We start from the raw sequence: 25,807 nt of genomic DNA, 5'->3' as shown, positions 1-25,807 counted from the left end.
CCCTGCCCCAAGCCACCCAAGCCACCCCACGCCCCGGCCCCCACCAAATCCACCATGACCCTCGATCGACGCCAGTTCCTCGCCGGTGCGGCGGGTGCGTCGGCCAGCCTGCTGACCGCCTGCGCCACCACCACCCCTGCTGTCCCGCCCGCCACCCCTGCGGCTGCAGCGCCTGCAACCGCACCCCTGCCCTTCCTGGTCGGCAACCCCGGCAACGCGCTGGTCGCCAAGGGCCGCGCGCCGCGCGTGGTCGTCTGCGGCGGCGGCTGGGGCGGGCTGAGCGCGGCCAAGCAGATCCGCCTGCAGGCGCCGCAGGCCGAGGTCATCCTGCTGGAGCGCAACCCGGTGTTCTTCAGCTGCCCGATGAGCAACAAGTGGCTCGTCGACGTGGTGGACACGCAGTTCCTGACCTTCGAGTACCTGGCGGTCAGCGAGCGCCACGGCTACCGCTTCATCCAGAGCGAGATCACCCAGATCGACCGCGCCGCCAAGCGCGTGCACACCAGCCTGGGCTACCTCGACTACGACCTGCTCGTGATGTCGCCCGGCATCCGCTACGGCTATGAGGCCTGGTTCGGCAACGATCGCCGCGCGGCAGAGGCCACGCGGGCACGCTTCCCGGCGGCCTACATCCCCAACGCCGAGCACTTTGCGCTCAAGCGGGCGCTGCAGGGCTTCAAGGGCGGCGAGTGGGTGATGACGCTGCCGCCGCCGCCGCAGCGCTGCCCGCCCAGCCCCTACGAGCGTGCCTGCCTGGTGGCCTGGTGGTTCAAGACCCACAACATCAAGGGCCACATCACCATCCTCGACCACAAGGACGGCGTGCGCCCGATCGGCGTGGGCTTCCGCGAGGCCTTCCGCGACCTCTACGGCGACATCATCACCTACGTGCCCAACGCGCACGTCCAGGAGCTGGACCCGTTTGCCAAGCGCATCAAGACCAAGGCGGGCGACCTGAAGTTCGACCACGGCGTGTTCATGGCGCCGCACCAGGCCGGCGACCTGGCCTGGAAGGCCGGCGCCGTGGGCCTGACGCCCGAGGGCAAGCCCACCGGCTGGGCGGCGGTCGACCCGCTGATGCTCACGCTCAAGAACGACCCGGACGTCTACGTCATCGGCGACGCGGTCGGGCTGGTCTCGCCGCAGTTCCTCTTCTATCCCAAGGCCGGCCACGTGGCGAATGCCCACGGCAAGATCGTCGCGCGCTACATCGCCGAGCGGCTGGCGGGCCGGGCCCCGAAGGCCGACCTGCCGGACAACCTCTGCTACATGCTGGTCAACGGCGAGCCGCGCGAATCGATCGCGGTGCAGTTCGACTACAAGATCAACGCCCAGGGCATCATCGAACAGACCCAGATCGACGACAACGACCGGCGCCCCGAGCTGGTGACCGAGGACTTCCGCTGGTTCGCCCGCATGGTCGAGGACCTGTTCGCGTGAGCCTCCTGGCCCGACGCACCTGGCTGGCCGGCACCGCCGCTGGCCTGCTGGGGCCGGCCGGGCTCGGCGCGCTGGCGGCCGAGCCGCAGCGCCGGCCCTGGCCGATCGTGCAGGAGGCGCCGCCGCTGGTGCTCGACGAGCTGGACGGCGCACCCTGGCGCCTGGCCGACCAGCGCGGCCAGGCGGTGCTGGTCAACTTCTGGGCCAGCTGGTGCGAGCCCTGCCGCAGCGAGATGCCCACGCTGGAGCTGCTGGCCACCCGCCATGAGCGCGAGGGCCTCGTGATCGTGGCGGTCAACTTCAAGGAGGGGGCGGGCACGATCCGGCGCTTCGTCGAGCAGACCGCCTTCTCCCTGCCCGTGCTGCGCGACCCCGACGGCCTGGCCGCCAAGGCCTGGGGCGCGCGCATGTTCCCCACCACCGTCGGCATCGGCCGCGACGGGCGGCCCCGCTGGACCGTGCGCGGCGAGGCCGACTGGCTGGCCGCGCCCACCCGCGCGTGGGTGGCCGAGCTGCTGCGCTGATTCATTTCCTGGAGATCCTCCCCATGTCCCGTCCCCTGTCCCGCCCCATGCCCCACCGCACGCATGACCTGAACCGCCGCCGCCTGCTGCAATCGGGCCTCGCCCTGGGCGCCAGCGCCACCCTGCCCGGCCTGGCGCTGGCCCAGGAACGCCGCTTCGAGCCCCGCCCCGGCGCCTGGCGCCGCTTCGAGCTGGTGACCACCGTGACCGTGCCCGAGGTGAAGGGCACGACCCGCCTGTGGCTGCCGCTGCCGGACGTTGCCAGCGACTACCAGCGCCCGCTCGACCACGTCTGGGGCGGCAACGCCACGCGCGCACGCATCGCGGCCGACCCGCTGCGCGGCGTGCGCATGCTCTACGCCGAGTTCGCCCCCGAGGCCGGCACCCCCTCGCTGACGCTGACCAGCCAGCTGGAAACACGCAGCCGCGCCACCGACTGGTCCGCCCGCAACGCGCCGGCCGAGGATGCCGCCCTGCTGCGCGCCGCCCTGGCCCCCACCGAGCTGCTGCCGCTGGACGGCATCGTGCGCGAGACCGCGCTCACCGCCACGCGCGGCGCCAAGACCGACCTCGACAAGGTGCGCGGCATCTACGACTGGGTGGTCGCCAGCGCCCACCGCGAGCCCAAGACCCGCGGCTGCGGCAGCGGCGACATCAAGGCGATGCTGGAGAGCGGCAACCTCGGCGGCAAGTGCGCCGACCTGAACGCCATCTTCGTCGGCCTGTGCCGTGCGGTCGGCGTGCCCGCGCGCGACGTCTACGGCCTGCGGCTGGCACCCTCGGCCTTCGGCTACAAGGAGCTCGGCGGCAACTCCGCCAGCCTCAAGGGCGCCCAGCACTGCCGCGCCGAGGCCTGGCTCGCCGGCCACGGCTGGGTGGCGATGGACCCGGCCGACGTGCTCAAGGTCATGCGCCAGGAGACGCCCGAGTGGATCCGCGACCCGCGCCACCCCGTCGTCGCCCCGGTGGCCCGTGGCCTGTTCGGCGGCTGGGAGGGCAACTGGGCGGCCTGGAACACCGCCCACGACATCCGCCTGCCCGGCAGCAGCGCCAGGTCCACCCTGCCCTTCCTGATGTACCCGATCGGCGAAAACGCCGAGGGCCGCTTCGACGAACTCTCGCCGGACAGCTTCCGCTACACCATCGCCGCGCGTGAACTGGCGGCCTGACCTGCGCGGGGAGGCGGTGGGGGTCAATCGTCGCCGCGGCGCCCCTTGCGGTCCCGGCCGCCCTCCTTGCCGGGCTCGACGCCGGGGTCCCGGTGGCACTCCATGCAGTTCTCGAAGTTGCGGATCCCCTCCTCCGCGTGCTCGGTCCGGATCTTGGCCTGCGAGTGCTCGTGGCAGTTGTAGCAGGTGTAGCGGCTGAAATCGCTGTTGACGTGGCAGGTCTCGCAGGGCGCCTGGTGATCCCGGTCGAGCACGAAGTACTTGTCGTGGTCAAAGGTCGCCGGCTTCCAGGCCTGGGTCTGGTGGCAGGTGCCGCAGCGGCCCCGGACCTGGCGGTGCAGCCGGTCCTTCGGCCCGTTGTGGCAGCTCTCGCAGCGCTCCAGCACCGGCTTGTCCAGCAGCGCATGCTCGAAGTGCGCCGGCTTCCAGGCCCGGCTGCCGTGGCACTGCCCGCATTCGAGCTTGAGATCGCGGTGCACGGTGTCCTTGGGCGAGGCATGGCAGGAGCTGCACTGGCCCCGTATCGCCTCCTTCAGCAGCACGTGCGAGAAGGGCCGGCGGCTGCGCTGGGTCAGCTTCGGGCCCTGGTGGTCGCTGTGGCAGGCCATGCAGTCCTGCTCGATCAGCTCCTGGTGGAACGACCCCTTGACGGTCCCCGTGGCCGTGCCCGTACCCGTGAGCGTCCCCTTGGCAATCACCACCCCCTTGGTGGTCCGCAGCCCGACATCGGCCACCGCATGGCACTCGATGCACTGGTCTGACGATGCCCCGCGCCAGGCCGCATGGCAGGCAAAGCAGTCCGTCGTCAGCTCCGCGTGCCCCTTGACCAGCGCGCCGGGGCTCACCATCAGGTGCGGGTAGACGAAGGCCAGCGCCACCAGCACCACCAGGTTGAGCCCGATGACGATCCACAGGACGGGCCGTTTCTTCTTCACTTCCACCCCCAGAACAGGAAGATGGCGACGATGTGCGCCGTCGCCAGCACCGTGAACGCCATCGTGATCGGGAAGTGCACCACCCGCCACTGCTTGACCGCATCGAAGGTCAGGCTGTCCCAGTAGAGCCGGTCGGCCAGCTCCTCATCGGTGAGGCCCTGCGCACGCATGCGCTGCCGGGCCTCCTCCAGGCGCCGGCGCGAGCGGTCGAGCAGGAACTTGCCCGTCAGCCCGCTGCCCACGTTGATGAGCATCGCCCACACCGCCAGCCAGCCCAGGATCGCGTTGAAATGCACCCCCGCGTGCACCAGCACCAGCAGCGAGCCCAGCCAGGCCAGCGCCTCATGCCAGCGCAGCAGCCGGGCCGGGTGCCCGCGCTGGATCAGCTTGCGCTTGCGCAGCGAGTAGGCCGTCGAGCCGATGATCAACAGCGTGCCGGGGATGCCCAGCCAGCGGCCGATCCACAGCAGGTTGAGCAGGTGCAGCAGGCCGTCGATGGCCAGCGCCAGCAGGGCCAGGGCCACGAAGCTCGCCAGGAAGGGCAGCACCTCGCGGCGCAGGAGTCGGGCACGCAGCGCCATCAGGCCTCCAGTGCGATCGGTGACGCGGGCCGGCCGACGCACAGCAGGCAATGCCCCGCCGCCACGTCATGGTCGGGCCGGTGTTCATAGCCCACCTGGCCGCTCAGCAGCCGCGTCTCGCAACTGCCACAGCCCCCTGAGCGGCAACCGGAGTCCACCTCGATGCCGTGCCGCTCGGCAAAGTCCAGCAGCGACGCATCGCGGCCATCCCAGCTCAGGGTGCGGCCGGAGCGCTGGAACTTCACCTCGACGGCACCCGCTGCGGCCGGCTCAGGCACCGCCGCCCCCTGCAGCTTGACCGACGCCGGGCCAAAGGCCTCGTAGTGCAGGTCCCCCAGCGGCACGCCCCACTGCGCCAGCGCCGGCACCAGCGTCTGCATCAGCGCGGGCGGGCCGCAGACATAGAACTGATGCCGTCCATGCGGCAGCGTGCGGCGCAGCAGCTCGACATCCACGTGGCCCTGGTGCTGGTAGTCGCGCCCCGCCTGGTCGGCGGCGCCTGGCCGGCTGTAGACGATGTGCAGGTGCAGGGCCGGGTGCGATGCCGCGAGCGCCTCCAGCTGCGCCTTGAACGCATGCTCCTGGCCGTTGCGCAGCCCGTAGTACAGGTACAGCCTGCGCTGCGGCTGCGTGGCGATGCACCAGCCCAGCATGCTCATCATCGGCGTGATGCCGATGCCACCCCCGATCAGCACCGCGGGCACGCCCGGATCCGCGTCGATGAAGAAATGCCCCGAGGGCGCCTTCACCCGCAGGACGTCATCGACCTGCACGCGGTCGTGGAAGTGGTTGGACGACAGCCCGGGCTCGAACTCCGGGTGCTCGGCCGGCGCCGGCACGCGCTTGATCGTCACCCGGTACTGCGCCGGGTCCGGCCGGTCCGACAGCGAATAGCAGCGCGTGACCGTGCGCGCCGCCACGGCCTGCCCCGGGCCCGCCGGCGTGCCCGCCACATCGAGCGAGAAGGTCAGGAACTGCCCCGGCTTGAACGCCGGCAGCGCCGCCCCATCCACCGGCTGCAGGTAGAACGAGCACTGCGACCGCGCCGCATCCTCGTACTCGCGCCGCAGCACGCGAAACGCCCGCCAGCCGCTCCAGGCCGGCAGCTCCCGCGCGGCCCCCGTTGGCGACACGGCCGGCTGCGCCGTTGCCTCCTGCGGTACCGTGAGGCGGCGCCACAGCGTCCAGCCCACACCCGCCACCAGCTGCAGCAGCAGGGCCGCAGAGATCAGGCCGAGAAGCTCCGGCGCCGTCATGGATCCCATCCAGGTCAGGGCACCCCGTGCGGGGTGCATGGAGGGGATTCTTTCGGCGCCAGCGGCAGGAGCCACTGACCTGACTCAACCTCCGGGCCGGCGACACCGGACGTTCAGGAAGCCTTAATGAGCTGCCGGCGGAAGCAGGCGAGGCATCGTGCCACGCTCAATGGCCGCGGTCGCCCAAGCGCAGCTCCAGCAGCTCCCAGCCACCGTCGGGGCGGCCATCGCCCTGGGCGGTTTCCAGGTTCATCGGGTTGGCGCTGCCGATGTAGAGCCGGCCCTCCGACGCGATCATCGTGCGCAGCCCGTAGTTCAGGAAGTTGCCCACGCCGCTGCGGCTCACGGCCACCGCCTTGCGGTCGAGCCGGTCGAAGCGCATCAGGTCGGCCCCGTTGGCCAGGCGGTCATCGACCGGGCCGGCGGGCACGGGAGCGGCGGCGCCGGTCACCGCCGCAGCGGTGTCCAGCAGGCCCGGGTGGTCGGCGAGGAAGCCCTGCACCTCCGGCATCGCGCTCAGCCGGGCGCGCAGGTCCGTCCACTGCGTCGGCGTCAGGCTGGTCAGCCCAGGCAGCAGGCTCTCCAGGCGGCTGCGCAGCAGGTAGCTCCAGTCCATCGTGCCGACGAAGAGCGACTTCTTCGTCGTCGCCATCGTCCAGGTGTAGTTGTTGAACGGGTTGTCAAAGCCCGAGCCGCCCAGCTGCGGCGTGAGGCCGGCGGCGTTGGGCAGCAGCTGCCACTGCTTGGTCACCGCATTGAAGGCCGGCAGGCGCGCGCTGCCGTAGAGCAGCGTCGTGCGGACCGCATCCTGGCTGAACAGAGCCACGGCGCGCTGGGTCAGCAGCGCCGCCACGATCTGCCGGACCGTCCGCTCGGCCGGGTCCAGGCCGGCGTAGTAGGCCGCGTTGGCCGTCAGGTGCGCCGCGGTGGCCACCCCCGGCACATGCATCGTGCCCCACACCAGCTTGCCCTGGTAGGAGGCGATCGCGCCACCGCCATAGGTCAGCGCCACCACCGGGTCAGGTTCGTACTGGCGCACATCCCAGACCTGGGTGAAAGCCCCCGTCGACGCCGGCAGCCCGCCCTTGCGCGGCAGCAGCGCGGAACGGAACACCCCCGCCCACGCCGGGTTCAGCGGGTCCACGTTCGGCCAGGTGGCCACAAAGAGCCGGCCGTCATGCGCCGTCAGCTCCGCGCCCTCGGAGGGCAGCGTGCCCACCTCGACGAACTGGAACGGCGTCGCCACGCTGCCCGTCCAGCGGATCACCGCCCCGCTGCCATTCACGCGCCCGGCCGTGGTGTAGAGCTCGTCGCCCGCCACCGTCCACTTGCGGATGTTGCGGTAGCCCGGCAGCGTGTACGAACCCAGGAAGGCCGAGGTCTTGGCGTTGAACGCAAAGAGGTTCAGCCCCTGCTGGTTGATCGCCGGGCCGGCCAGGATCACCACGCCCCGGTGCGTGCCCGCCGAGCGCAGGCCCAGCGTGGCCGCCAGCCGCTGCCGGCCGGCCACGTCCATCGTCGCCCCCAGGTCGGCCAGGCTGCCGTCCTTGAGCGAGTGGCGGTGGATCCGCGAGGGGCGCCAGTCACCCAGCGCCGCGGGCAGCGCCGGCGCATACATGGCGCGGTAGCCACTGCTGCCGAATTCGCAGGCCCAGGAAGCGGTCTGGTACGGCGTGGTCAACGACAGGTAGGTGCCTTCGACAAGGCAGTTGACGTTCGGCGCCGTGCCGATCCACAGGTGGGTGTCCGTCTTCGCCAGGCCCCAGACGTAGGCCTGGTTCACCTTCGGCACGCGCGGTGCCGTGCAGCCCGGCGCGGCATAGGGCTCGTAGGTCGCCCCCACGCCGCCAAAGCACTCATCCGGCTGGGCCTTGGCCAGCACGCGGGCCTGGTAGGGGTTGGTCTTGTCCAGGTCACCGTCGTGGGCCGCAGCCTGACTCGCCGCCAGCCCCCCGGCCAGACCCACCATCAGGGCCCACGCGCCCTTCGACATCACTCCGCTGCTCATGATCGACATCCATGTGTGCCAGCACCCTGGGGCACAGCCGCCATGGGCACACACGGCCGACCGCGCCGACCCGGCGCCCCCTTTGCTGAAAGGCAGGACGCCGGCATCGGCAGCAGTCTATTTTTCAATTTGTTCACATTTCAGCAATATCAGCACGGACTGATGCAAGCCAAAGGTTGGGTGTGAACAAGGTCACGAATGGTGGCTGGGCGGTGACGGGGCGGCAACGGCTGTCGAGCGGAGAGCGGATGGAGAGGCAGTAGGCGAGACCTGACCCCGAATCCGCCAAATCCACGTTGACTCTGACTTGTGGGCAAAAGACAAGACCGGCCTCCGCCGCTCCATGGCGCGGTTGATCTTGGGACGAAAGGGTCACGGGGCGACGGGGCGAGGCCTGTCCGACAGCTGCCGAATCCACTGCCCGACCAGATCGACGACGACGTGGCTGTGGTCGCGCGCCGCGTCAGTGCTGCCGATGTTCACAACGCAGCGGTCGGGCGCCGCCCATTTCACCAGGCCCTGCTCGCCCTGCAGTGCAAACTGCCGTCGCGCAGCCTTGGGCTTGGCTCCCGTGTGCAAGACCAGTTGAATCTTGCCGGGAGGATGAAGCTTGAAGGTGGCGAAGTGATCGTCCAGGGCAAAGCTCGGCGCGTTCCACTTCACCTCTTCGCGAATGCGCGCGTCCAGTTCGAGAATGGCCTTGCGCAGGAGCTGAATACCCTCCTTGTTCGGGTGTTCCAGCGCAGCAAGCAGCGCATCGACTGCACCAGACCCTGCCGCGAAGTCCTGCGAAGCCTTAGGTCTTGTCATGGGTTGTTCTCGTTTAGCCGTACATTTGCAAACAGCATTCTGAGGTGTTTGAGCCGGGTACACGGCGTCAATCCCAATCAGTCTCCCGGCGTGCCAGGGACCTGCTCACCAGAACGAGAGCATCGTTGGGGTCACACATGGTCGGGGTCAGGTCTTCCATCTTGCCTACCTCCTCTTTCCATCTGGAGATCCTCTCCCCGATCTCAGCAAAAGACAAGACCTGACCCCATTGATGCCCGGTACTGCGCCGGGTCCGGCTGGTCCGACAGCGAATAGCAGCGCGTGACCGTGCGCGCCACTGCGGCCTGCCCCGGCCCCGCCGGCGTACCCGCCACATCGAGCGAGAAGCTCAGGAACTGCCCCGGCTTGAACGCCGGCAGCGCCGCACCACGCGGAACGCCCGCCAGCCGCTCCAGGCCGCATCCAGCCTGGGAAGGGGCGCCGGCACCGCCACCAGGGCCGCGTCAGCCGGGGCAGCCCCCCGCCGCCACAGCGACCAGGCAATGCCCGCCCCCAACTGCAACAGCAGCGCCGCAGAAATCAGGCCAAGAAGTCCCGGTGCCGTCATGCATGCCACCCCGGTCAGGACACCCCTCACACGAAGGGTTGACCTGATTGTTTCGAGGTGAGGTTCAGGCTGGACTGACGGGGGTCAACGTCAGGGCCGGCAACGCAGCCCCTTCAGCAACCCTTAATGGACCGCGGCGCGGGCTGGGGGTTGAACAAGCTGTGAGTTCTTGTCCAAAGGCAATATGCAAGACCTGACCCTCGACCCATGCTTCGACATCACTCCGCTGCTCATGATCTACATCCATGTGTGCCAGCACCCTGGGGCACAGCCGCCATGGGCACACACGGCCGACCGCGCCGACCCGGCGCCCCCCTTTTCTGAAAGGCAGGACGCCGGCATCGGCAGTAGTCTATTTTTCAATTTGTTCACATTTCAGCAACATCAGCACGAACTGATGCAAGCCAAAGGCTGGGTGTGAACAAGGTCACGAATGGTGGCGGGGGCGGGGGCGGTGCGGCAGCGGCTGTCGAGCTAAGAGCTGATGGAAATGCAATAGGTAAGACCTGACCCCTGGTCCATGTTGTAGTGAAATTGAGCTGCGGGCGAGCGAAGCCCGACCGTCAGATCCAATTTCTGGTTGGACAGCTTCTTTCTTTCGTGGTGCAGGCTCGTTCGTGGGGTCGGCGCCGCCGGGCTCGCCTTCGCAGACCGGCAGCGGCGCCTCGCATTCGCCTCCTACCTGGGTTGAATGCGCAGAGCGTCAAACCGCTCTCGCGCCAGCGTCTTTAGGTGCCGATTGACGCCCTGAGCAGCGATGCCTTGCAGCTTCTCTGTCAGCTTGCTCGACGCATCGTGCCCGATGGACTTGATGGTGAGCTTCCTCACCCCGATGTCCTCATCATCGATGAGCTTCTCGAGGATCTCGTTGCTGATCGCGCTGGGGACCCGGGGCGCGACAACTGCGGCTGCGACCCGCACCTCGCGGCGGGGGTAGCTGGCCGCGTCCAGGATCAGCGAATGCGCCTTGGCGGAGCCGATGCGGCTAGCGGCGAACACCGCCCTCGCCGCACGCCACCCGTCCGGATCGTGCAAGAGCCGCTGCAGGTGGGGCAGATCGTCGGCGTCAAGCTCCGAGTACATTGTCTCCGTGGGCTCGATCAGGCCGAGGATCTGCCGCACTTGATCATAGGTCTTCATCTTGGATTCTTCTCAGCTCACTGGAGTCAGGTTGCTGTCGCGCATCTTCTTGTATTCGGACGAGCTCAGGTCCGGCGGCGTGTTGGTCCAGCCGACGTTGGGCCACATGAGATAGTCGCTGTTGGTGGCCGGCGTCGAGCTGACGTGCGAGAGTCCCAGCACGTGGCCGATCTCGTGTGCGGTGAGCCAATCGGCGCCAGCGTCCTGGACGATAGCGCACGCGGGTCTATCGGACGGGTGGGAGGCGCAGCCCACGAAGTTGCCTGAGCCTCCGACGAGCGAGCTGACGAGGTACACGACCAGGTCATTGGCGCCGCAGTTGTTCCGTTGGGAGAACAGGATCCGCTGCTCGTCCGTCAGGCTGCTGCTGGTGCAGGCGCCCACGTCGAGATCGAGCAGGGTCGAGAGCGAGGAGTCGCCGCTCAGGTCCTCGATCGTGCCCATGGTGGTGTTGACCGATCCGTCGATGTAGAGATCATCCAGCGCGGCGAACTGCCGATCGATGTACGCCCGCACGGTGGGCGTCAGGCTGAGGAGCGTCTTGAAATGGACGTGCATACCGTAGGTCCCGGTGGACCACGTCGGCTGCCCGCCCGGACGATAGATGACGACGTTGCCGTCGTCCTGCGCGACGAGGTGGGAACCCGGCTTTCCCCATGTGTTCGACGCCCAGATGGCGTGGCCGTCAGGGTCGTAGATGACGAGGTTCCCGTCGCCTTGCATGATGCAGATATCCGCCAGGCGCCCGCACGTCCCGGACGACCACAACGCCTTCTGCTTTCCTCCCGCGTAGATCTTGTAGAGCACTAGATTGCCATCGCCCTGAAACACGAACAGATAGGCTTGCCCGGCCGACTTGATGGCCTGTCCGGGCGCGAGCGTCTGGCCCGGTTGCATGCTGTCCCCCGTCGCGGTCGGGCCGCTCGGCACAGGGGTCTGCACGGTGTTCGTCGCCCAGACAGCGGCGTTGTTCGGCTGGTAGATGACGACGTTGCCGTCGTCCTGCACGGTGAGGTGGCTGCCCGCGTGGTTGTAGGTGCCGGAGCTCCACATAGGGTGACCGTCCGGGTCGTAGAGGACGAGGTTGCCGTCCCCCTGCATGATGCACACGTCCGCCGTCTTCCCGTTGGTCTTCGAGGACCAGAGCGCCTTGGTGGGGTGCGTCGGATAGCTCTTGTACAGGACGAGGTTGCCGTCCCCCTGGAAGACGAAGCTGTAGCGCCCGTTCGGGGACTTGATCGGATGATCGATGGGCAAGATCTCGCCCGGGTTCATGGTGTCGCCGTGCGCGGGAGGCCCGCTCGGCACGGCAATTTGCACGGTGTTCGTCGCCCAGACAGCGGCGTTGTTTGGCTGGTAGATGACGACGTTGCCGTCGTCCTGCACGGTGAGGTGGCTGCCCGCGTGGTTGTAGGTGCCGGAACTCCACAGCGCATGAGCGTCGGAGTCGTAGATGACCAGATTCCCATCACCTTGCATGATGCAGACGACGGCGCCGCGTCCATTTGTGCCCGATGCCCAGAGCGCCCTCCGAGGGTGGGTGGAATAGATCTTGTAGAGGACGAGGTTGCCGTCGGACTGAAAGACGAACTCGTAGCGACCGTTCGCCGAATGGATGGGCTGGTCCTTGGCCAGCGTCTCTCCGGGCTGCATCTGGCTACCATGGGCGGGGGGGCCGCCCGGCACCGGATTCTGCACGGTATTCGTCGCCCATGCGGGCGAGTTGTTGGCTCGGTAGATGGCTAGGTTACCGTCGTCCTGCATCACGACCCGGCTGCCTGGGTTGCCATAGGTGCCGGCCGCCCAGATGGCGTGACTGCCGGGATCGTAGAGGACGAGGTTGCCGTCCCCCTGCATGATGCACGTGTCCGACGAATGCCCGTTCGTGCCTGACGCCCAAAGCGTGCGCGCGGACGTGCCCGGGTAGGTCTTGTACACGACCAGGTTTCCGTCGCCCTGGAATGCCAGCTGGTAGATTCCATTGTTGGAGACGATCGACTGGCCGTGTTGCAGCGATTCGTTCGCGAGAAGATGGTCTGTTCCTTGAGGCATGAATGCAAGCTCCTTTCGTGGATTCGCACCGAGTGTCCCGGCCGCCAGATCAGGATCTCCTGATGCTTTTCAAGCAGTTGGCGGCGCTCTCGAAGCGCCGACAAGGCATCTCCTGATTGGTCATGAAGCTCAGCATCCACCGGAAAAACGTACCGGCAAAGCCCCGGAAGGACACCGCCTTCCCAGGTGAGCCATGTGTTCCCGTGGCCCCGGACGGCAAGTGGCTGAGCTTCATGACTAATCAGGAGGCATCTTGTGTGAACTGCTGCGGCGGACTACAAAACACTCGACATCATTGAAACCGTTCGGAATCCATGTCCCCACACCAGAGACGTCCGTACCCCCGACTTCAAGCGCACGCTCTCCGAAGGCATTCTTCCTTGCCTAGCCAACGTAATTTGTACATCAAACCCGACGCGTAACGTCATCGGGATCGGCCGGTGCAGCATCCATATTTGACTGCAAGTCATTGATCTGAAATGATTTTCTTCGCCAAGCCATCTAGATTTCAGCGCCCAACTATTTGCAGCATATTGCACTTGCCTGTGGCGCAACCCCCTGCTTCTCGCACATCACGCTATACTCGCCAGTCACCACATTTGCATTAAGTGATTTAAGTCTCCTGTCGCCGGCGGCGCAGGCTCCACCTCCACCAGTCAGAACAGTACCCGCTGGGCATTTCGCAACGGCACAGGTGCTATCGAAGTTTCCGGCATCTTTGCAATCCTCCGAACCCATTGAGCGAATCTGTGTGCACTGGAGTTTGTGGATCTGCATGAGTGGCGGCTTCTGCACTATGCTGGTCGAATCTGATGTTGCCGCAAACGATTGTCCGCAACATACCAGCGCACAAGCCAGAAGAGTTTTATTTCTCACGATAGACTCCTTGACTACTAGACACAACCAATTATTGACGCCACACGGTTACGATGAGGTATCCGGAGTAAGGCGCAATTGTTTCATCATGATTCAAACAAAACAATTTGCATTCTTGGCACGCGGGGTTTGCAGGTCGAGCTTAAAGCCGCTCCAGATTTCACAGGGCAGACAGCGGCAGGCATTCAGCGAACTTCAAAAGACATCAGCCGGGACGACCTGCAGCCCAGTGGATCGGTTCGCGCTGGCAGCCTGAACAGGGCTGTGCCGGCCCAGTCTGCCCCTCAGCGCAACACCCAATGCGGCAGCCCCTGCGCCGCGAGCAGTGCTTCGGCGCCCTCGCCTTGCAGCATGGCCAGGGTGGAGAGGAGGCCGGCTTCGGTGCAGGTGGGGGCGGCCACGGTGACCGAGCGGGGGGCGCCCTGGACGGGCCAGCCGGTGCGGGGGTCGAGGATGTGGCTGTGGCGCACGCCGTCCCGGAGCAGGAAACGGCGGGCGTCGCCGCTGGTGGCCAGGGCGCCGGTCTTGAGGGCGATCAGGCCGGCGGGCGCGGCGGGGTGGGCGGGCTGGGTGGGGTCGGGATCGGCCTGGGGGGTCTGGCCGATCGGCTGTTCGATGCCGACGTACCAGGGCGAGCCGTCGCTGCGGGGGCCGCTGGCGACGAGGTCGCCGCCGAGGTTGATCAGCAGGGGGCGGTCGCGGCTGGTGCGCTGGCCTTCGGCGCGCAGGAGGGTGAGCACGCGGTCGGCGGCGTATTCCTTGCCCAGGCCGCCGAGGTCGAGTTCCATGCCGGGCGGCAGGGTGAGCAGCGGGCGCTGCCAGCCGATGCGCGCCCAGCCGACGCGAGCGGCGACGCGGGCCACGGCGTCAGGCGTCGGCAGGCGGTCGCTGCCGTCAAAGCGCCAGACCTCGCGGAGCACGCCGGAGCTGATGTCGAAGCGCCCGCCGCTGAGCTGGTGGCAGAGCGCGGCCAGGTCGAGCAGGCCGGCGCTCTCCTCGTCCACCTGCACGGGCTGGCCCGGTTGACCCGCGGCAGCACGGTGCCAGCGGGCGAGTTCGCTGTCGCTGCGGTAGCGGCTGTACTTGCGCTCGATGCGGCGCACCTCGTCGCAGGCAATCTGCAGCAGGCGGCGGGCAGCCTCCTCATCGTCGCTGCCCAGGCCCGGCTCCCCTGCCCGCTCCATCAGCAGCTCGCAGGGGCTGGCCATGGCCTCGAAGCTGCCGCGCCACAGGCCGCCCGGCAGCGGCTGCAGCAGCGCGGCGGCCGGCTGCGCCGCCGCCGCCATCAGAACGGTCTTGAGTAACCGACCATCAGCGTGAAGGCCTTCAGGTCCGGCGTCAGGTCGAGGCTGCCCAGCGCGCCGGGGGCGTTGGCGGGCTGGTCGATCTTCTGGCGGTAGGTCTCGACGCGCAGGGTCCACTCGCGCCCCTGGCCGGTCGGCAGGCCGAGCTTGATGCCCAGGGTCTGGCCGGTGAAGGCCGCCAGCCGGGTGTCGGCCGAGGCGTAGGCGGGGGAGCGGCCGGCGGCGCCGCTGACGTACTCGCCGCCCTCGGTGAGCCAGGTGCGGTAGAAGTCCGCCGCGCTCTGGCGGTACCAGCGCAGGTGGGGTTCGAGGTAGGCGCCGCCGCCACTCCCACCATTGCTGCCCAGCTCCCAGCGGTAGCGGCCGTCGAGCGTGTGGGCGCTGACGCCCCAGTCGTCGCGGTAGTAGCGGTAGGAGAGGTCGACCACGTCCTGCGTCAGGTGCCACTTGCTCTGCACGTTGAGGCTGTGGCGGGTGCGGCTGCGCGGGCGGGACTCGTTGATGTAGCGGTCGCCGGTGACCAGGCCGGAGCTGCCGTCGATCACGGAGAGGATCTTGTACGGGTCGCTGTGGTAGCCGCTGCCGCGGCCGAGGTTGTAGCTGACCTGGGTGATCCAGCGCCGCGACATGACCTGGGTGAAGCCGGCCAGCAGGTCGACCACGTAGCGGCTGTCGCTGCCCTTGGAGGTACCGGCAAAGGCCACGCCGCGCTCCACCGGCACGCCGCCCTCGGGGTTGATGCGGTCGAACTCGGTGGACAGGCCCAGGCTGAGGGTGCGGTTCTTGTTGTCGAAGTCGCGCGTCCAGCTGCCCGACAGGCCCACGGAGGCAAAGTCGTGCTCGGCCGAGACGTTGGCGCTGAAGGAGCCGCGCTGGTCGGTGCCCAGCGGCCGCTCGTGGCTGGCAAGCAGGGCGATGCGGGTGTCGCGGAACTCGGTGTTCAGCGGCGTTTTGCCCGCGGCCGTGGTGTAGGTGCCCTTGCCGGAGGGGCTGGTGAAGGTCTGCGCGGTGGGCTGCGCGACGGCGCCGTTGGGCGAGGCGCCGGTGAGGGTGTCCAGCGTCAGGCGCAGGCCGGTGGCGCGGTCGTTGCCGTCGTTGCGGCGCAGCGAGATCACCGGCTCCAGCGCGGTGACGCGGCCGTCGCCCTCGCGGTAGAGCAGCACGGCGGCATCGGCCTGCCAGGTGGCTGCGGTGGAGGCAGCAGTGGCGGCGGTGGCCGCGCTGGGCTTGAGGCCTTCGGCCTGGGCCCCGACGGACCCGACGCCCAGCAGGCCAGTGACGGCCGCGGCCAGGGCCAGGTGCAGGGCGCCGGTGCTGGTGCCGGTGCTGGTGCTGCCGGGCAGGCTGGACGGTTCGGCCGAAGCTGAGAGGCTCAGAGGGGAAGTCGTCATCAGTTGCACCCGCAGCCCCCGCCACCGAAGCTGCGCCCGCCGGTGGCGGCTTCCTTGGAGAAGTAGGTGTGGTCATCGGCCGCGGCTTCGAGCGGCGAGACGGTGAGCTGCATCGACGGCTTGGCGAGCAGGTCACGCTCCCAGGGCTGCACGCCCAGGGTGCCGCAGCCGCCCAGCGCCAGCAGGGCCGGCAGGGCCATCAGGCCAAGGCCCAGCCGGATGCTCGGGACGCGCCGGCGACGGCAGAGAACAGGAAGTGAGGGGCGCATGGGCGTCAGGACAAGGGTGGACACGGGGCGCACCTTAGGCAGCAAGGGTGAAGGCCAGCTTAATCGTCCTGGCTGCGAGGTGACCGGAAATGAAACGCAGTGTGCCACCTCACGAACCGCGCGCTGCGCGGGCGCGCTCCTCCTCCTGCAGGCGCAGCACGCGGCGCAGCACCTTGCCGGTGGTGGTCATGGGTAGGGCGTCGATGAACTCGATCTCCTTGGGGTACTCGTAGGGCGCCAGGCGCTCGCGCACATGGGCCTGCAGGGCATCGACCAGCGCCGCGTCGCCCACCCAGCCCGGCGCCAGCACCACGTAGGCCTTGACGACCGCGCCGCGCTCGGCGTCCGGCTTGGGCACCACGGCGGCGTTGGCCACCGCCGGGTGCTTGACGAGGCAGTTCTCCACCTCGCTGGGGCCGATGCGGTAGCCCGCGGCCTTGAAGAGGTCGTCGGCGCGGCCCTGGTACCAGAGGTAGCCGTCGGCATCCATCACCGCGGTGTCGCCGGTGCGGCACCAGCTGTCGTCCACCGCGCCGGTGTACTTGGCCTGCGTGGCTGCGTCGTTGTGCCAGTAACCGAGGAAGAAGACCGGGTCCGGCTCGCCATGCACGTCACGCCGGTGCACCGCCACCTCGCCGGGCGTGCCGCGCGGGCACTCGCGGCCCTCGTCGTCGATCACCGCCACGCGGTGGCCCGGGTAGCCACGGCCCATGCTGCCCGGCCGCGCGGGCCAGCCCGCCACCGGCCGGCCCTGGACGTCCAGCGCCCGGGCGCAGTTGCCGACCACGTAGTTGATCTCGGTCTGGCCGAACATCTCGTTGACCGGCACGCCCAGCGCGTCGCGGCACCAGGCGAACACCGCGTCGCCCACCGCCTCGCCGGCGCTCATCAACGCGCGCAAGCGCAGCGCGTAGGCAGAGCCAGGCTCCGGGCAGGCCTTCATCATCGCCTTCAGCGCCGTGGGGAAGAGGAAGCTGTGCGTCACCCGGTGGCGCTGCAGCAGCTCGAAGGCACGCTGCGGGCTGAAGCGCCCGGGGCTGCCGACCACGGTGGCGCCAAAGTACAGCGTGGGCAGCAGCACGTCCATCAGCCCGCCGGTCCAGGCCCAGTCGGCCGGGCTCCAGAACACGGGCGCGTCGGGTAGGCCATCGTCGGCGTGCGGCTCGACGTGGGGGAAGCCGTTCTGGCTGCAGACGAAACCGCTCAGGTTGCCCAGCAGCGCCCGGTGCGGGATCAGCGCACCCTTGGGCGGGCCGGTGGTGCCGCTGGTGTAGATCAGCACGGCGGGTTCGTCGGCCGCGGTTTCGACCGGCTTGAACCCACCCGTCTGGCCCGCCAGCGCTTCTGACCATGCCAGACAGGCCAGGCCCTGCTGGAGCGGCGGCACGTCCTCGCCCGGCGGGGACACGACGATCAGCTGCGCCAGCGCGGGCGCCGAGGCCCGCGCAGCCTCGATGGCCGGCAGGGCCGCCGCGGCCACGATGGCCAGCCGCACGCCGCCATCGTGCAGGCGGTAGGCCAGCGCCTCGGGCCCGAACAGCAGGGCCAGCGGCATCGCCACCGCACCGAGCTGGTAGACGGCCACGTGCGCCACCGCCGTCTCGGCGCACTGCGGCAGCACGATGGCGATGCGGTCGCCGCGCTGCACGCCCAGCTGCACCAGCCGCTGCGAGAGCCGGTTGGCGGCGGCCTGCAGGTCGGCATAGCGGTGGCGTTCGGGATCGGCCCCCTCGCGGTCGATCACCAGCGCGATGGCCTCGGGCGTGCGGCGCGCCCAGCGGCCGCAGCAGGCCTCGGCGATGTTGAAGCGCTCGGGCACCTGCCAGCGCAGGCCCTGCATCAGCGTGGCGTGGTTGTCGTCCGTGTCGGGCCGCCCGGGCGGAACGGCGAAGGGGTCACCGGGGAAGTCACAGGCAAAGTCACCGGGGAAGACAGGCAGGTCCATGCCGCCAGCTTAGGCCGGCCCGGCGGGCCTGCCATGCCGGGCTTCCCCGGGGGCGGGCCGCCGCGTCAGGCGATCAAGCTGCTCTCTGAGCAGCTCACCGCGCTGCTCACAGCGCGTCCAGCCAGTCCGCCAGCGCCAGCAGGTGCGGCACCTCCAGGTGGTGCCCGGCGGGGGGCGGCGGCGCGGCGAGCAGGCGGTGCTGACCGCCCAGGCCGCCGCTGTCATCGCGCAGCGGCAGCTCCGCGCGGCGCACCCAGGCGCTGTGCAGGCCGGCCTCGCGGGCACCGTGGATGTCCGCGCGCCAGTCGTCGCCGATGTGCATCACCTCGTCAGGCCGGCAGCCCAGCTGCGCGCAGGCGGCCGCGAAGATGCGCGCATCCGGCTTGGCCACGCCGGTACTGCGCGCGCTCACGCTGCCGGCAAACCAGGGCGCCAGCCCGGTGGGGGCCAGCTCGGCGTTGCCGTTGGAAACGGCCAGCAGCGGGCCGTGTGCGGCCAGGCGGTCCAGCGCCGGGCGCACGTCGTCGAACCAGGTGACCTGCTGGCGCGCGGCCATGAAGGCCTCGAAGGCCGGCTCGGCCAGCGCCGGGTCGTCACCCGCGGCGACGAGGGCGCGGTGGATCGTGATGAGCCGCAGCGTGCTCAGGTCGTGCGCCAGCTCCGGGTGGTCCAGCGCCACCTGTGCGCGCAGGCGCAGCATGCCCGCGTCGCCGCACCCCGCCAGCGTGGCGGGGGCGTGCTCGGCCAGCCAGCCGCGCAGCGCCGCCTCGGCGCGGCGCAGCGTGGGCTCGATCGGCCAGAGCGTGTCGTCCAGATCGAGGGTGAAGGCACGCGGGCGCACGGTAGAGGTGTTCGGCATGGCCCGAAGTGTCGCCGCCCGGGCGGCGCGGCACGCGCAGCATGGACAATCCGGCGCATGGCCTTCGCTTCCCCCTTCGCCCCCGAACCGCCCCACCGCCACGGCGTGCCCGAGCGCACCGGCGTGCTGGTCGTCAACCTGGGTACGCCCGAGTCGCCCACCGCCCCGGCGGTGCGGCACTACCTGGCTGAGTTCCTCGCCGATGCGCGCGTGGTCGAGATCCCGCGGCTGCTGTGGCTGCCCATCCTGCACGGCATCATCCTGCGCACCCGGCCGGCCAAATCGGCCGCCAAGTACGCCAGCATCTGGCTGCCCGAGGGCTCGCCGCTGGCAGTGTGGACGGCCCGCCAGGCCACGCTGCTGCAAGGCTACCTGGGTGAGCGCGGCAGCAGCGTGGTGGTGCGCCACGCCATGCGCTACGGCCAGCCCAGCGTCGCCCACGAGCTCGACGAGCTCAAGCGCGCCGGCTGCACGCGCATCCTGGTGCTGCCGATGTACCCGCAGTACTCCGGCACCACCACCGCCAGCGTGATGGACGCGGTGCACGCCTGGGCGCTGACGCAGCGCAACCTGCCCGAGCTGCGCTACGTGAAGCAGCACCACGACGAGCCGGCCTACATCGACGCGCTGGCCGAGCGGGTGCAGGACACCTGGCAGCGCGAGGGCCGCGGCGAGCACCTGCTGCTGAGCTTCCACGGCGTGCCGCAGCGCACCCTGGAGCTGGGCGACCCCTACCACTGCCAGTGCCTGAAGACCGCGCGCCTGCTGCGCGAGCGGCTCGGGCTGGCGCCGGAGCAGATGAGCGTGAGCTTCCAGAGCCGCTTCGGGCGCGCCAAGTGGCTGGAGCCCTCCACCGACGCCACGCTCAAGGCGCTGGCGAAAAAGGGCGTGAAGCACCTGCAGGTGTTCTGCCCGGGCTTCCCGGCCGACTGCCTGGAGACGCTGGAGGAGATCGCGCTGGAGGGCCGGCAGGTCTTCCTGGCCGAGGGCGGCCAGCGCTACGACCACATCCCCTGCCTGAACGACCACCCGGCCTGGATCCGCGCCATGGTCGCCGTCGTGCAGCGCCACCTGCAGGGCTGGCCGGTGACGCTGGCCGACCAGCCGCGCGCCGCCGACCTGGAAGCGCAGCGCCAGCGGGCGCTGGCGGGTGGGGCGAAGGGCTGAAGCGTTCTCCGAGCCAAGCAAGAAGGGCTCCCGTTTGGGAGCCCTTCTTGCTTGGAACAGCCAGATCAGCCGCCCCGCTGGCGCAGCCGCATCAGGCGCGGCACGATCACCACCAGCAGGCAGATCGCGAAGACCACTGCCGAGATCGGGCGCTCGAAGAACACGCCGATGTGGCCCTCGCCGATGGACATGGCGTTGCGGAACTGGGCTTCGGCCATCGGGCCCAGGATCATGCCGACGATCACCGGGGCGGTCGGGAAGTCGTAGCGGCGCATCATCAGGCCCAGCAGGCCGATGACGTAGAGCAGCACGAGGTCGAAGGCCGACTGGCGCATGCCGTACACGCCCACGGTGGCGAACACCAGGATGCCCGCATACAACCAGTGGCGCGGGATGTGCAGCAGCTTGACCCACAGGCCGACCAGCGGCAGGTTGAGCACCAGCAGCATGACGTTGCCGATGTACAGCGACGCGATCAGCGCCCACACCAGCGGTCCGCTGCTCTGGAACAGCTGCGGCCCGGTGGTGATGCCGTAGTTCTGGAAGGCCGACAGCAGGATGGCCGCGGTCGTGGAGGTGGGGATGCCCAGCGTCAGCAGCGGCACGAGCACGCCCGCGGCGGTGGCGTTGTTGGCCGCCTCGGGACCGGCCACGCCCTCGATGGCGCCGGTGGTGCCGAACTCCTCCTTGTGCTTGGAGAGCTTCTTCTCCATGCCGTAGGAGAGGAAGGTCGGGATCTCGGTGCCGCCCGCGGGCACGGTGCCGAAGGGGAAGCCGATCAGCGTGCCGCGGATCCAGGCGGGCCAGGAGCGCTTCCACTCCAGCTTGGTCATGTAGAGGCTGGACATCTTGTGCTCGCCCTCGACACGGCGGCCTTCGTAGAGGGCGAAGTACATCGCCTCGCCCACCGCGAACAGGCCCACCGCGACCAGCGTGACCTCGATGCGGTCGACCAACTCGGGGATGCCGAAGGTGTAGCGCGCCACGCCGGAGATCTCGTCCATGCCGATCAGGCCGACGGCCAGGCCGATGAACAGCGCGATCATGCCGCGCAGCGCGCTGGCGCCCAGCACCGAGGAGACGGTGACAAAGGCCAGCACCATCAGCGAGAAGTATTCCGGCGGGCCGAACTTGAGCGCCACCTCGGCCAGCCAGGGGGCGAAGAGGGTGAGCAGCACGGTGGCGATGGTGCCGGCCACGAAGGAGCCGATCGCCGAGGTGGCCAGCGCGGCACCGGCGCGGCCGTTCTTGGCCATCAGGTTGCCTTCCAGCGCGGTGACCATCGTGGCCGTTTCGCCGGGGGTGTTGAGCAGGATGGAGGTGGTGGAGCCCCCGTACATCGCGCCGTAGTAGATGCCGGCGAACAGGATCATCGAGGCGGTGGGCTCGACCTGGCCGGTCAGCGGCAGCAGCATCGCCACCGTCAGCGCCGGGCCGATGCCCGGCAGCACGCCCACTGCGGTGCCGATGGTGCAGCCCAGCAGCGCCCAGAGCAGGTTCATGGGGGTGGCCGCCGCAGCGAAGCCACCCATCAGGGAGGACCAGACGTCCATGTCAACTCCTACTTCTTCTGTCGGTCGTCAGATCCAGCCGCCCTTGACCAGCCCCGGCAGCGTCAGCCCCAGCAGCTTGGTGAAGATCCAGAACACCGGCGCGGAGATCACCAGGCCGATGACGAAGTCGGTCGCCACGCTGGCGGCGCTCGGCCGCGCAGCCGCGCCGATGCGAAAGCCGCGCGCCGACAGGGCGAACAGCAGCGCGCAGGAGGGGATGAAGCCGATGCGCTCGATCAGCAGCGCGTTGAGCAGCACACCGGCCGAGACCCAGGCCACCGCCGTCCAGGCGGACGGGAACTCCGGCGCGTCGGCCAGCGGCTCGGCATGGCGGCGTGCGGAGATGATCTGCGCCACCCCCAGGCCCACCAGGGCCAGCGCCACCACCCAGGGCAGGAAACCCGGCCCGGCACCGCCGTAGCCGGCCGCACCGCCGATCTGGGTGGCACCCAGTGCGAGCAGCCCACCCAGGGCGGCCGTGCCCACGCCGATCCAGAAGTGGCCGCGGTTGGCCGGGACGCCGCTGTGTGTGTTGCTGCTCATCGCGCCCACCGGATCAGAGCATGCCCAGCTTGTACATCAGCGCACGCAGCTCGGCGTGGCTGCCGTCGACGAACTTGTCGAAGTCCGGCCCGGTCATCACCACCGGCGTCCAGCTGTTCTTCTCCAGCAGCTCGGTCCAGCTCTTGGACTTGGTGGCCTTGACCACGGCGTCGGTGAGCGCCTTGCGCTGCTCGGGGCTGACGCCCGGGGGCGCGTAGACGCCGCGCCAGTTGCCGATCTCGACGTTGACGCCCTGCTCCTTGAGCGTGGGCACGTTCACGCCCTTCAGGCGCGCCGGCGCGGTGATGGCGATGGCGCGCAGCTTGCCGCTCTGCACGAACTCCTGCAGCTCGCCCCAGCCGCTGGTGCCCACCGTGACGTGGCCGCCCAGGATGGCCGCGGTGGCCTCGCCGCCGCCCTTGAAGGGCACGTAGTTGACCTTGGTGGGGTCGACGCCGACGTCGCGCGCGATCATCGCCACGCTGACGTGGTCCACCGAGCCCTTGGAGCCACCGCCCCACTTGACGCTGGCGGGGTCCTTTTTCATCTGCTCGACCACGTCCTTCATGGTCTTGATCGGCGAGTTGGCCGGCACCACGAAGGCGTTGTACTCGGCCATCAGGCGGGCGATCGGCGTGGCCTGCGTCAGCGTGACCGGCGGCTTGTTCTGCACGATGGCGCCGACCATCACCGCGCCGACGACGATCAGCGCGTTGGGGTCGCCCTTGCTGGCGTTGACGAACTGGGCCAGGCCGATGGTGCCGCCCGCGCCGCCCTTGTTTTCGTAGGTGACGCTGCCGGCCACGCCGGCCTCCTGCATCGCCTTGCCCAGGCCGCGCGCGGCCTGGTCGTAGCCACCGCCGGGGTTGGCCGGGGCCATGATCTTGAAGTTCTCGGCGGCCTGGGCGGCCGTGGCACCGAACAGGGCCAGCGCGATCGGCAGGGCAATCGGCAGGGCGAGGCGCTTGAGGGCGGAACGACGCATCGTCGGGTCTCCTGGGTTGGGGCAAGGGGGAGGAAAAAACGGTGAGCGGATGTTGCCCGCGCCGCCCGCAGCGCCCGTCCGGGGCAACCCGTAGGCGGGCCGCCCAAGCTGTCACTTGGCTGTCAGAGGGGCCCGGGGGGCTGTCAGCTGCCTGTCGGCCCCCTGGCCGGCCCCGCACCTGCCCTGCACCTGCCCCGCAGATCGGCGCGGCGCGGCACACTTGCGCCCCATGAGACTGCTGCTGGTGGAAGACGAGGCGGCGCTGGCCCAGGCGCTGCGCCGCGCACTGGAAAAGCGTGGCTTCGAGGTGGAGCACAGCGCCGATGGCGGCGAGGCGCTGGCCCGCCTGCGCCTGGCGCCGCCCGACGCGGTGCTGCTGGACCTGAGCCTGCCCGGCATGGACGGACTGCAGGTGCTGCACCGGGCGCGCGCCGAGGGCATCGGCGTGCCCATCCTGGTGCTGACCGCCCGCGGCGCGGTGGGTGACCGCGTGCTGGGCCTGAACGCCGGGGCGGACGACTACCTCGCCAAGCCCTTCGACCTCGACGAGCTGGAGGCCCGCGTGCGCGCCCTGCTGCGCCGCAATGCGGGGCGGGAGGAGGAGCCGCTGGCCTGCGGGCCGCTGCGGCTGGACCGGCCCTCCGGCGCCTTCCACCTCGGCAGCGAGATCCTGGAGCTGACGCCGCGCGAGCACGCCCTGCTCAGCGCGCTGATCGCCCGCCCGGGGCACGCGGTGCCCAAGGAGAAGCTGTTCCGCCTGGTGTTTCCGATGGAGGAGCACATCCAGTTCGAGGCCATCGAGGTGGTGGCCTATCGCCTGCGCAAGAAGCTCGCCGGCAGCGGCGTGCAGCTCGTCACCCTGCGCGGGCTGGGCTACCTGCTGCGCGCCGGCTCGCTGGCCGAAGGCAGCGGCGCATGAGGTTGCGCGCCCCCGCGACGCTGCGCTGGCGGCTGCTGGCGGGCATCGTGCTGCCGATCACCGCCTTCGTTGCCTTCGACGCCTGGTCCACCTACCGGCGCGTGCTGGAGTCGATCAACACCGCCTACGACCGCTCGCTGCTGGCCTCGGCCCGCTCGATCGGCGAGCTGCTGCAGCCGGTGGGACAGGAGCTGCGGGTGGAGGTGCCCTACGCAGCGTTGGAGATCTTCGAGGCGGGCAACGAGGGCCGCATGGTCTACCGCGTCAGCGGTGTGCGCGGCGAGTTCCTCTCCGGCTACGCCGACCTGCCGCCCTATAACCGCCAGCCGCCGCAGCGCCCGGCCTACGCCGCGCTGGTGGACTTCTACGACGCCGACTACGGCGGCGAGCGCGTGCGCATGGCCGCGCTCTACCAGCCGGTGGCCGGCCCCGAGCTGCGCGGCGTGGCGCTGGTGCAGGTGGCCGAGACGCTGGAGATCCGCGAGCGGCACGCCCGCGCCCTGCTGGTGGAGACGCTGCTGCGCCATGCGCTGATGGTCGCCGTGGTCGGCGCGGTGGCCGCCGTGGTGGTGGCGCGCGCGCTGCGCCCGGTGAACCAGCTGCGCGACGCTGTGTCCGAGCGCGACGAGCGCGACCTCTCCGCGCTCGTCACCCCCGGCCTGCCCACCGAGCTGCGCCCGGTCACCACGGCGATGAACGACCTGATGGCCCGGCTGGCCGGGCTGATCGCGCACCAGCGGCAGTTCGTGCGCGACGCCTCGCACCAACTGCGCACCCCGCTGGCGGTGCTGAAGACGCAGGTGCAGAACGGGCTGTCGGGCCACGTCGGCGAGCGCGAGACGCTGCAGGCCATGCACGGCACCATCGACCGCGCCATCCGCCTGGCCAACCAGATGCTGGCGCTGGCCAAGGTCGAGCAGGTGCACCAGCAGGACGCACCGCAGACGCTGGACCTCTGCGAGCCGGTGCGCGAGGTGGCGCTGGACCTGGCGCCGCTGATCGCGGACAAGGAACTGGACTTCGAGCTGGAGGCCGACCAGCCGGTGTGGATCGAAGGCCACGCCTGGATGCTGCGCGAGCTGACGCGCAACCTGCTGCACAACGCCATCCGCGCCACGCCCGCGGGGGCGCCGCTGGTGGTCTCGGTGGACAGCGTGGCCTCCAGCAGCGCTGCGCCGCTCGCCCGCCTGCGGGTGCGTGACAGCGGCCCGGGCCTCGACGCGGCCCGGCGTGCGCACCTCTACGAGCCCTTCCACACCGGCACGACCTCTGGCACCACCTCCGGCAGCGGCCTGGGCCTGGCGATCTGCCGGCAGATCTGCGAGCGCCTGGGTGGCGAGATCCAGCTGGTCAACCGCGGCAGCGACACGGCACCGGGGGGCCTGGACGCCATCGTGACCCTGCCTGCGGCGACACCAGCGACGGCGTCCACGACAGCCCCACCGCACGCGACACAATCGACCCCGTGAGCCGACGATCCCCTGCCCCACCGCCCTCGCCTTCCAGCAAGAAC

At 69.7% G+C, this 25,807-nt stretch carries 22 protein-coding genes; 7 read left to right on the top strand and 15 right to left on the bottom strand.

The features are described from left to right. Window positions 1-54: 54 nt before the first annotated feature. From NGK70_RS11430 to NGK70_RS11420, 3 genes are read left to right on the top strand one after another with little or no spacing between them, the layout of a single operon-like run. On the top strand, window positions 55-1,440 hold the full coding sequence (locus NGK70_RS11430) for an NAD(P)/FAD-dependent oxidoreductase (RefSeq protein ID WP_251973333.1): 1,386 nt from the start codon (window positions 55-57) through the stop codon (window positions 1,438-1,440). After that, window positions 1,437-1,964 (top strand): TlpA family protein disulfide reductase, encoded by a 528-nt coding sequence (locus NGK70_RS11425; RefSeq protein ID WP_251973332.1) that lies wholly within the window; start codon window positions 1,437-1,439, stop codon window positions 1,962-1,964. The genes NGK70_RS11430 and NGK70_RS11425 overlap by 4 nt, the downstream gene beginning before the upstream one ends. A gap of 23 nt (window positions 1,965-1,987) precedes the next feature. Continuing rightward, entirely contained in the window at window positions 1,988-3,133 is a 1,146-nt protein-coding gene (locus NGK70_RS11420; protein WP_251973331.1) for a transglutaminase-like domain-containing protein, read from the top strand. Between the two features lie 23 nt (window positions 3,134-3,156). Here the strand turns inward: NGK70_RS11420 and NGK70_RS11415 are convergent, their stop codons facing one another. The 5 genes from NGK70_RS11415 to NGK70_RS11395 form a co-directional block, all read right to left on the bottom strand. Next, entirely contained in the window at window positions 3,157-4,068 is a 912-nt protein-coding gene (locus NGK70_RS11415) for a class III cytochrome C family protein (protein WP_251973330.1), read from the bottom strand. Next, a complete protein-coding gene (locus tag NGK70_RS11410) occupies window positions 4,065-4,649 on the bottom strand; it encodes a hypothetical protein (protein ID WP_251973329.1) in 585 nt (194 codons plus the stop codon). Before NGK70_RS11410 ends, NGK70_RS11415 begins: the two co-directional genes overlap by 4 nt. After that, on the bottom strand, window positions 4,649-5,905 hold the full coding sequence (locus tag NGK70_RS11405; protein ID WP_251973328.1) for a 2Fe-2S iron-sulfur cluster-binding protein: 1,257 nt from the start codon (window positions 5,903-5,905) through the stop codon (window positions 4,649-4,651). Before NGK70_RS11405 ends, NGK70_RS11410 begins: the two co-directional genes overlap by 1 nt. A gap of 166 nt (window positions 5,906-6,071) precedes the next feature. After that, window positions 6,072-7,913, bottom strand: a complete 1,842-nt coding sequence (locus NGK70_RS11400) for a hypothetical protein (RefSeq protein WP_251973914.1) — start codon at window positions 7,911-7,913, stop codon at window positions 6,072-6,074. Between the two features lie 372 nt (window positions 7,914-8,285). After that, window positions 8,286-8,723: a DUF1801 domain-containing protein gene (locus tag NGK70_RS11395; RefSeq protein WP_251973327.1), complete on the bottom strand. Its 438-nt coding sequence runs from the start codon at window positions 8,721-8,723 to the stop codon at window positions 8,286-8,288. A 737-nt stretch (window positions 8,724-9,460) separates the two neighbouring features. Here NGK70_RS11395 and NGK70_RS11390 point away from each other — a divergent pair. Then, the gene (locus NGK70_RS11390; protein ID WP_251973326.1) at window positions 9,461-9,712 is read left to right on the top strand and encodes a hypothetical protein; all 252 of its coding nucleotides are present in this window, start codon (window positions 9,461-9,463) and stop codon (window positions 9,710-9,712) included. Between the two features lie 257 nt (window positions 9,713-9,969). Here the strand turns inward: NGK70_RS11390 and NGK70_RS11385 are convergent, their stop codons facing one another. The 7 genes from NGK70_RS11385 to NGK70_RS11355 form a co-directional block, all read right to left on the bottom strand. Then, on the bottom strand, window positions 9,970-10,431 hold the full coding sequence (locus NGK70_RS11385; RefSeq protein WP_251973325.1) for a HEAT repeat domain-containing protein: 462 nt from the start codon (window positions 10,429-10,431) through the stop codon (window positions 9,970-9,972). Window positions 10,432-10,443: 12 nt separating this feature from the next. Then, window positions 10,444-12,483 (bottom strand): hypothetical protein, encoded by a 2,040-nt coding sequence (locus NGK70_RS11380; protein ID WP_251973324.1) that lies wholly within the window; start codon window positions 12,481-12,483, stop codon window positions 10,444-10,446. A gap of 1,160 nt (window positions 12,484-13,643) precedes the next feature. Continuing rightward, window positions 13,644-14,645: an FAD:protein FMN transferase gene (locus tag NGK70_RS11375; protein WP_251973323.1), complete on the bottom strand. Its 1,002-nt coding sequence runs from the start codon at window positions 14,643-14,645 to the stop codon at window positions 13,644-13,646. Further along, window positions 14,645-16,054, bottom strand: a complete 1,410-nt coding sequence (locus tag NGK70_RS11370) for a DUF3570 domain-containing protein (protein ID WP_251973322.1) — start codon at window positions 16,052-16,054, stop codon at window positions 14,645-14,647. Before NGK70_RS11370 ends, NGK70_RS11375 begins: the two co-directional genes overlap by 1 nt. Then, the gene (locus NGK70_RS11365) at window positions 16,054-16,347 is read right to left on the bottom strand and encodes a DUF4266 domain-containing protein (RefSeq protein ID WP_251973321.1); all 294 of its coding nucleotides are present in this window, start codon (window positions 16,345-16,347) and stop codon (window positions 16,054-16,056) included. Before NGK70_RS11365 ends, NGK70_RS11370 begins: the two co-directional genes overlap by 1 nt. 85 nt (window positions 16,348-16,432) lie before the next feature. Then, the gene (locus NGK70_RS11360; protein ID WP_251973753.1) at window positions 16,433-18,163 is read right to left on the bottom strand and encodes an acetate--CoA ligase; all 1,731 of its coding nucleotides are present in this window, start codon (window positions 18,161-18,163) and stop codon (window positions 16,433-16,435) included. A gap of 211 nt (window positions 18,164-18,374) precedes the next feature. Continuing rightward, the gene (locus tag NGK70_RS11355) at window positions 18,375-19,127 is read right to left on the bottom strand and encodes an HAD family hydrolase (protein ID WP_251973320.1); all 753 of its coding nucleotides are present in this window, start codon (window positions 19,125-19,127) and stop codon (window positions 18,375-18,377) included. A 57-nt stretch (window positions 19,128-19,184) separates the two neighbouring features. Here NGK70_RS11355 and hemH point away from each other — a divergent pair, with 57 nt between their 5' ends. Next, complete coding sequence (gene hemH, locus NGK70_RS11350; protein WP_251973319.1) at window positions 19,185-20,294, top strand: ferrochelatase; 1,110 nt, start codon at window positions 19,185-19,187, stop codon at window positions 20,292-20,294. Window positions 20,295-20,359: 65 nt separating this feature from the next. Here hemH and NGK70_RS11345 read toward each other — a convergent pair whose 3' ends face one another. From NGK70_RS11345 to NGK70_RS11335, 3 genes are read right to left on the bottom strand one after another with little or no spacing between them, the layout of a single operon-like run. Further along, a complete protein-coding gene (locus tag NGK70_RS11345; protein WP_251973318.1) occupies window positions 20,360-21,847 on the bottom strand; it encodes a tripartite tricarboxylate transporter permease in 1,488 nt (495 codons plus the stop codon). A gap of 27 nt (window positions 21,848-21,874) precedes the next feature. Further along, a complete protein-coding gene (locus tag NGK70_RS11340; RefSeq protein ID WP_251973317.1) occupies window positions 21,875-22,390 on the bottom strand; it encodes a tripartite tricarboxylate transporter TctB family protein in 516 nt (171 codons plus the stop codon). 13 nt (window positions 22,391-22,403) lie between these two features. After that, window positions 22,404-23,375 (bottom strand): Bug family tripartite tricarboxylate transporter substrate binding protein, encoded by a 972-nt coding sequence (locus NGK70_RS11335; RefSeq protein WP_251973316.1) that lies wholly within the window; start codon window positions 23,373-23,375, stop codon window positions 22,404-22,406. Between the two features lie 229 nt (window positions 23,376-23,604). On the opposite strand from NGK70_RS11335, the gene NGK70_RS11330 reads away from it, so the two are divergent. Continuing rightward, window positions 23,605-24,294, top strand: coding sequence for a response regulator transcription factor (locus NGK70_RS11330; RefSeq protein WP_251973315.1), 690 nt, complete (start codon window positions 23,605-23,607; stop codon window positions 24,292-24,294). Next, entirely contained in the window at window positions 24,291-25,763 is a 1,473-nt protein-coding gene (locus tag NGK70_RS11325) for a sensor histidine kinase (protein WP_251973314.1), read from the top strand. Before NGK70_RS11330 ends, NGK70_RS11325 begins: the two co-directional genes overlap by 4 nt. Window positions 25,764-25,807 lie beyond the last annotated feature (44 nt).

This window comes from Sphaerotilus microaerophilus (assembly GCF_023734135.1).
GTDB lineage: Bacteria > Pseudomonadota > Gammaproteobacteria > Burkholderiales > Burkholderiaceae_C > Sphaerotilus > Sphaerotilus microaerophilus.
Note: the sequence above shows the minus strand (reverse complement) of the source record. Positions and strands in the feature narration are given on the sequence as shown.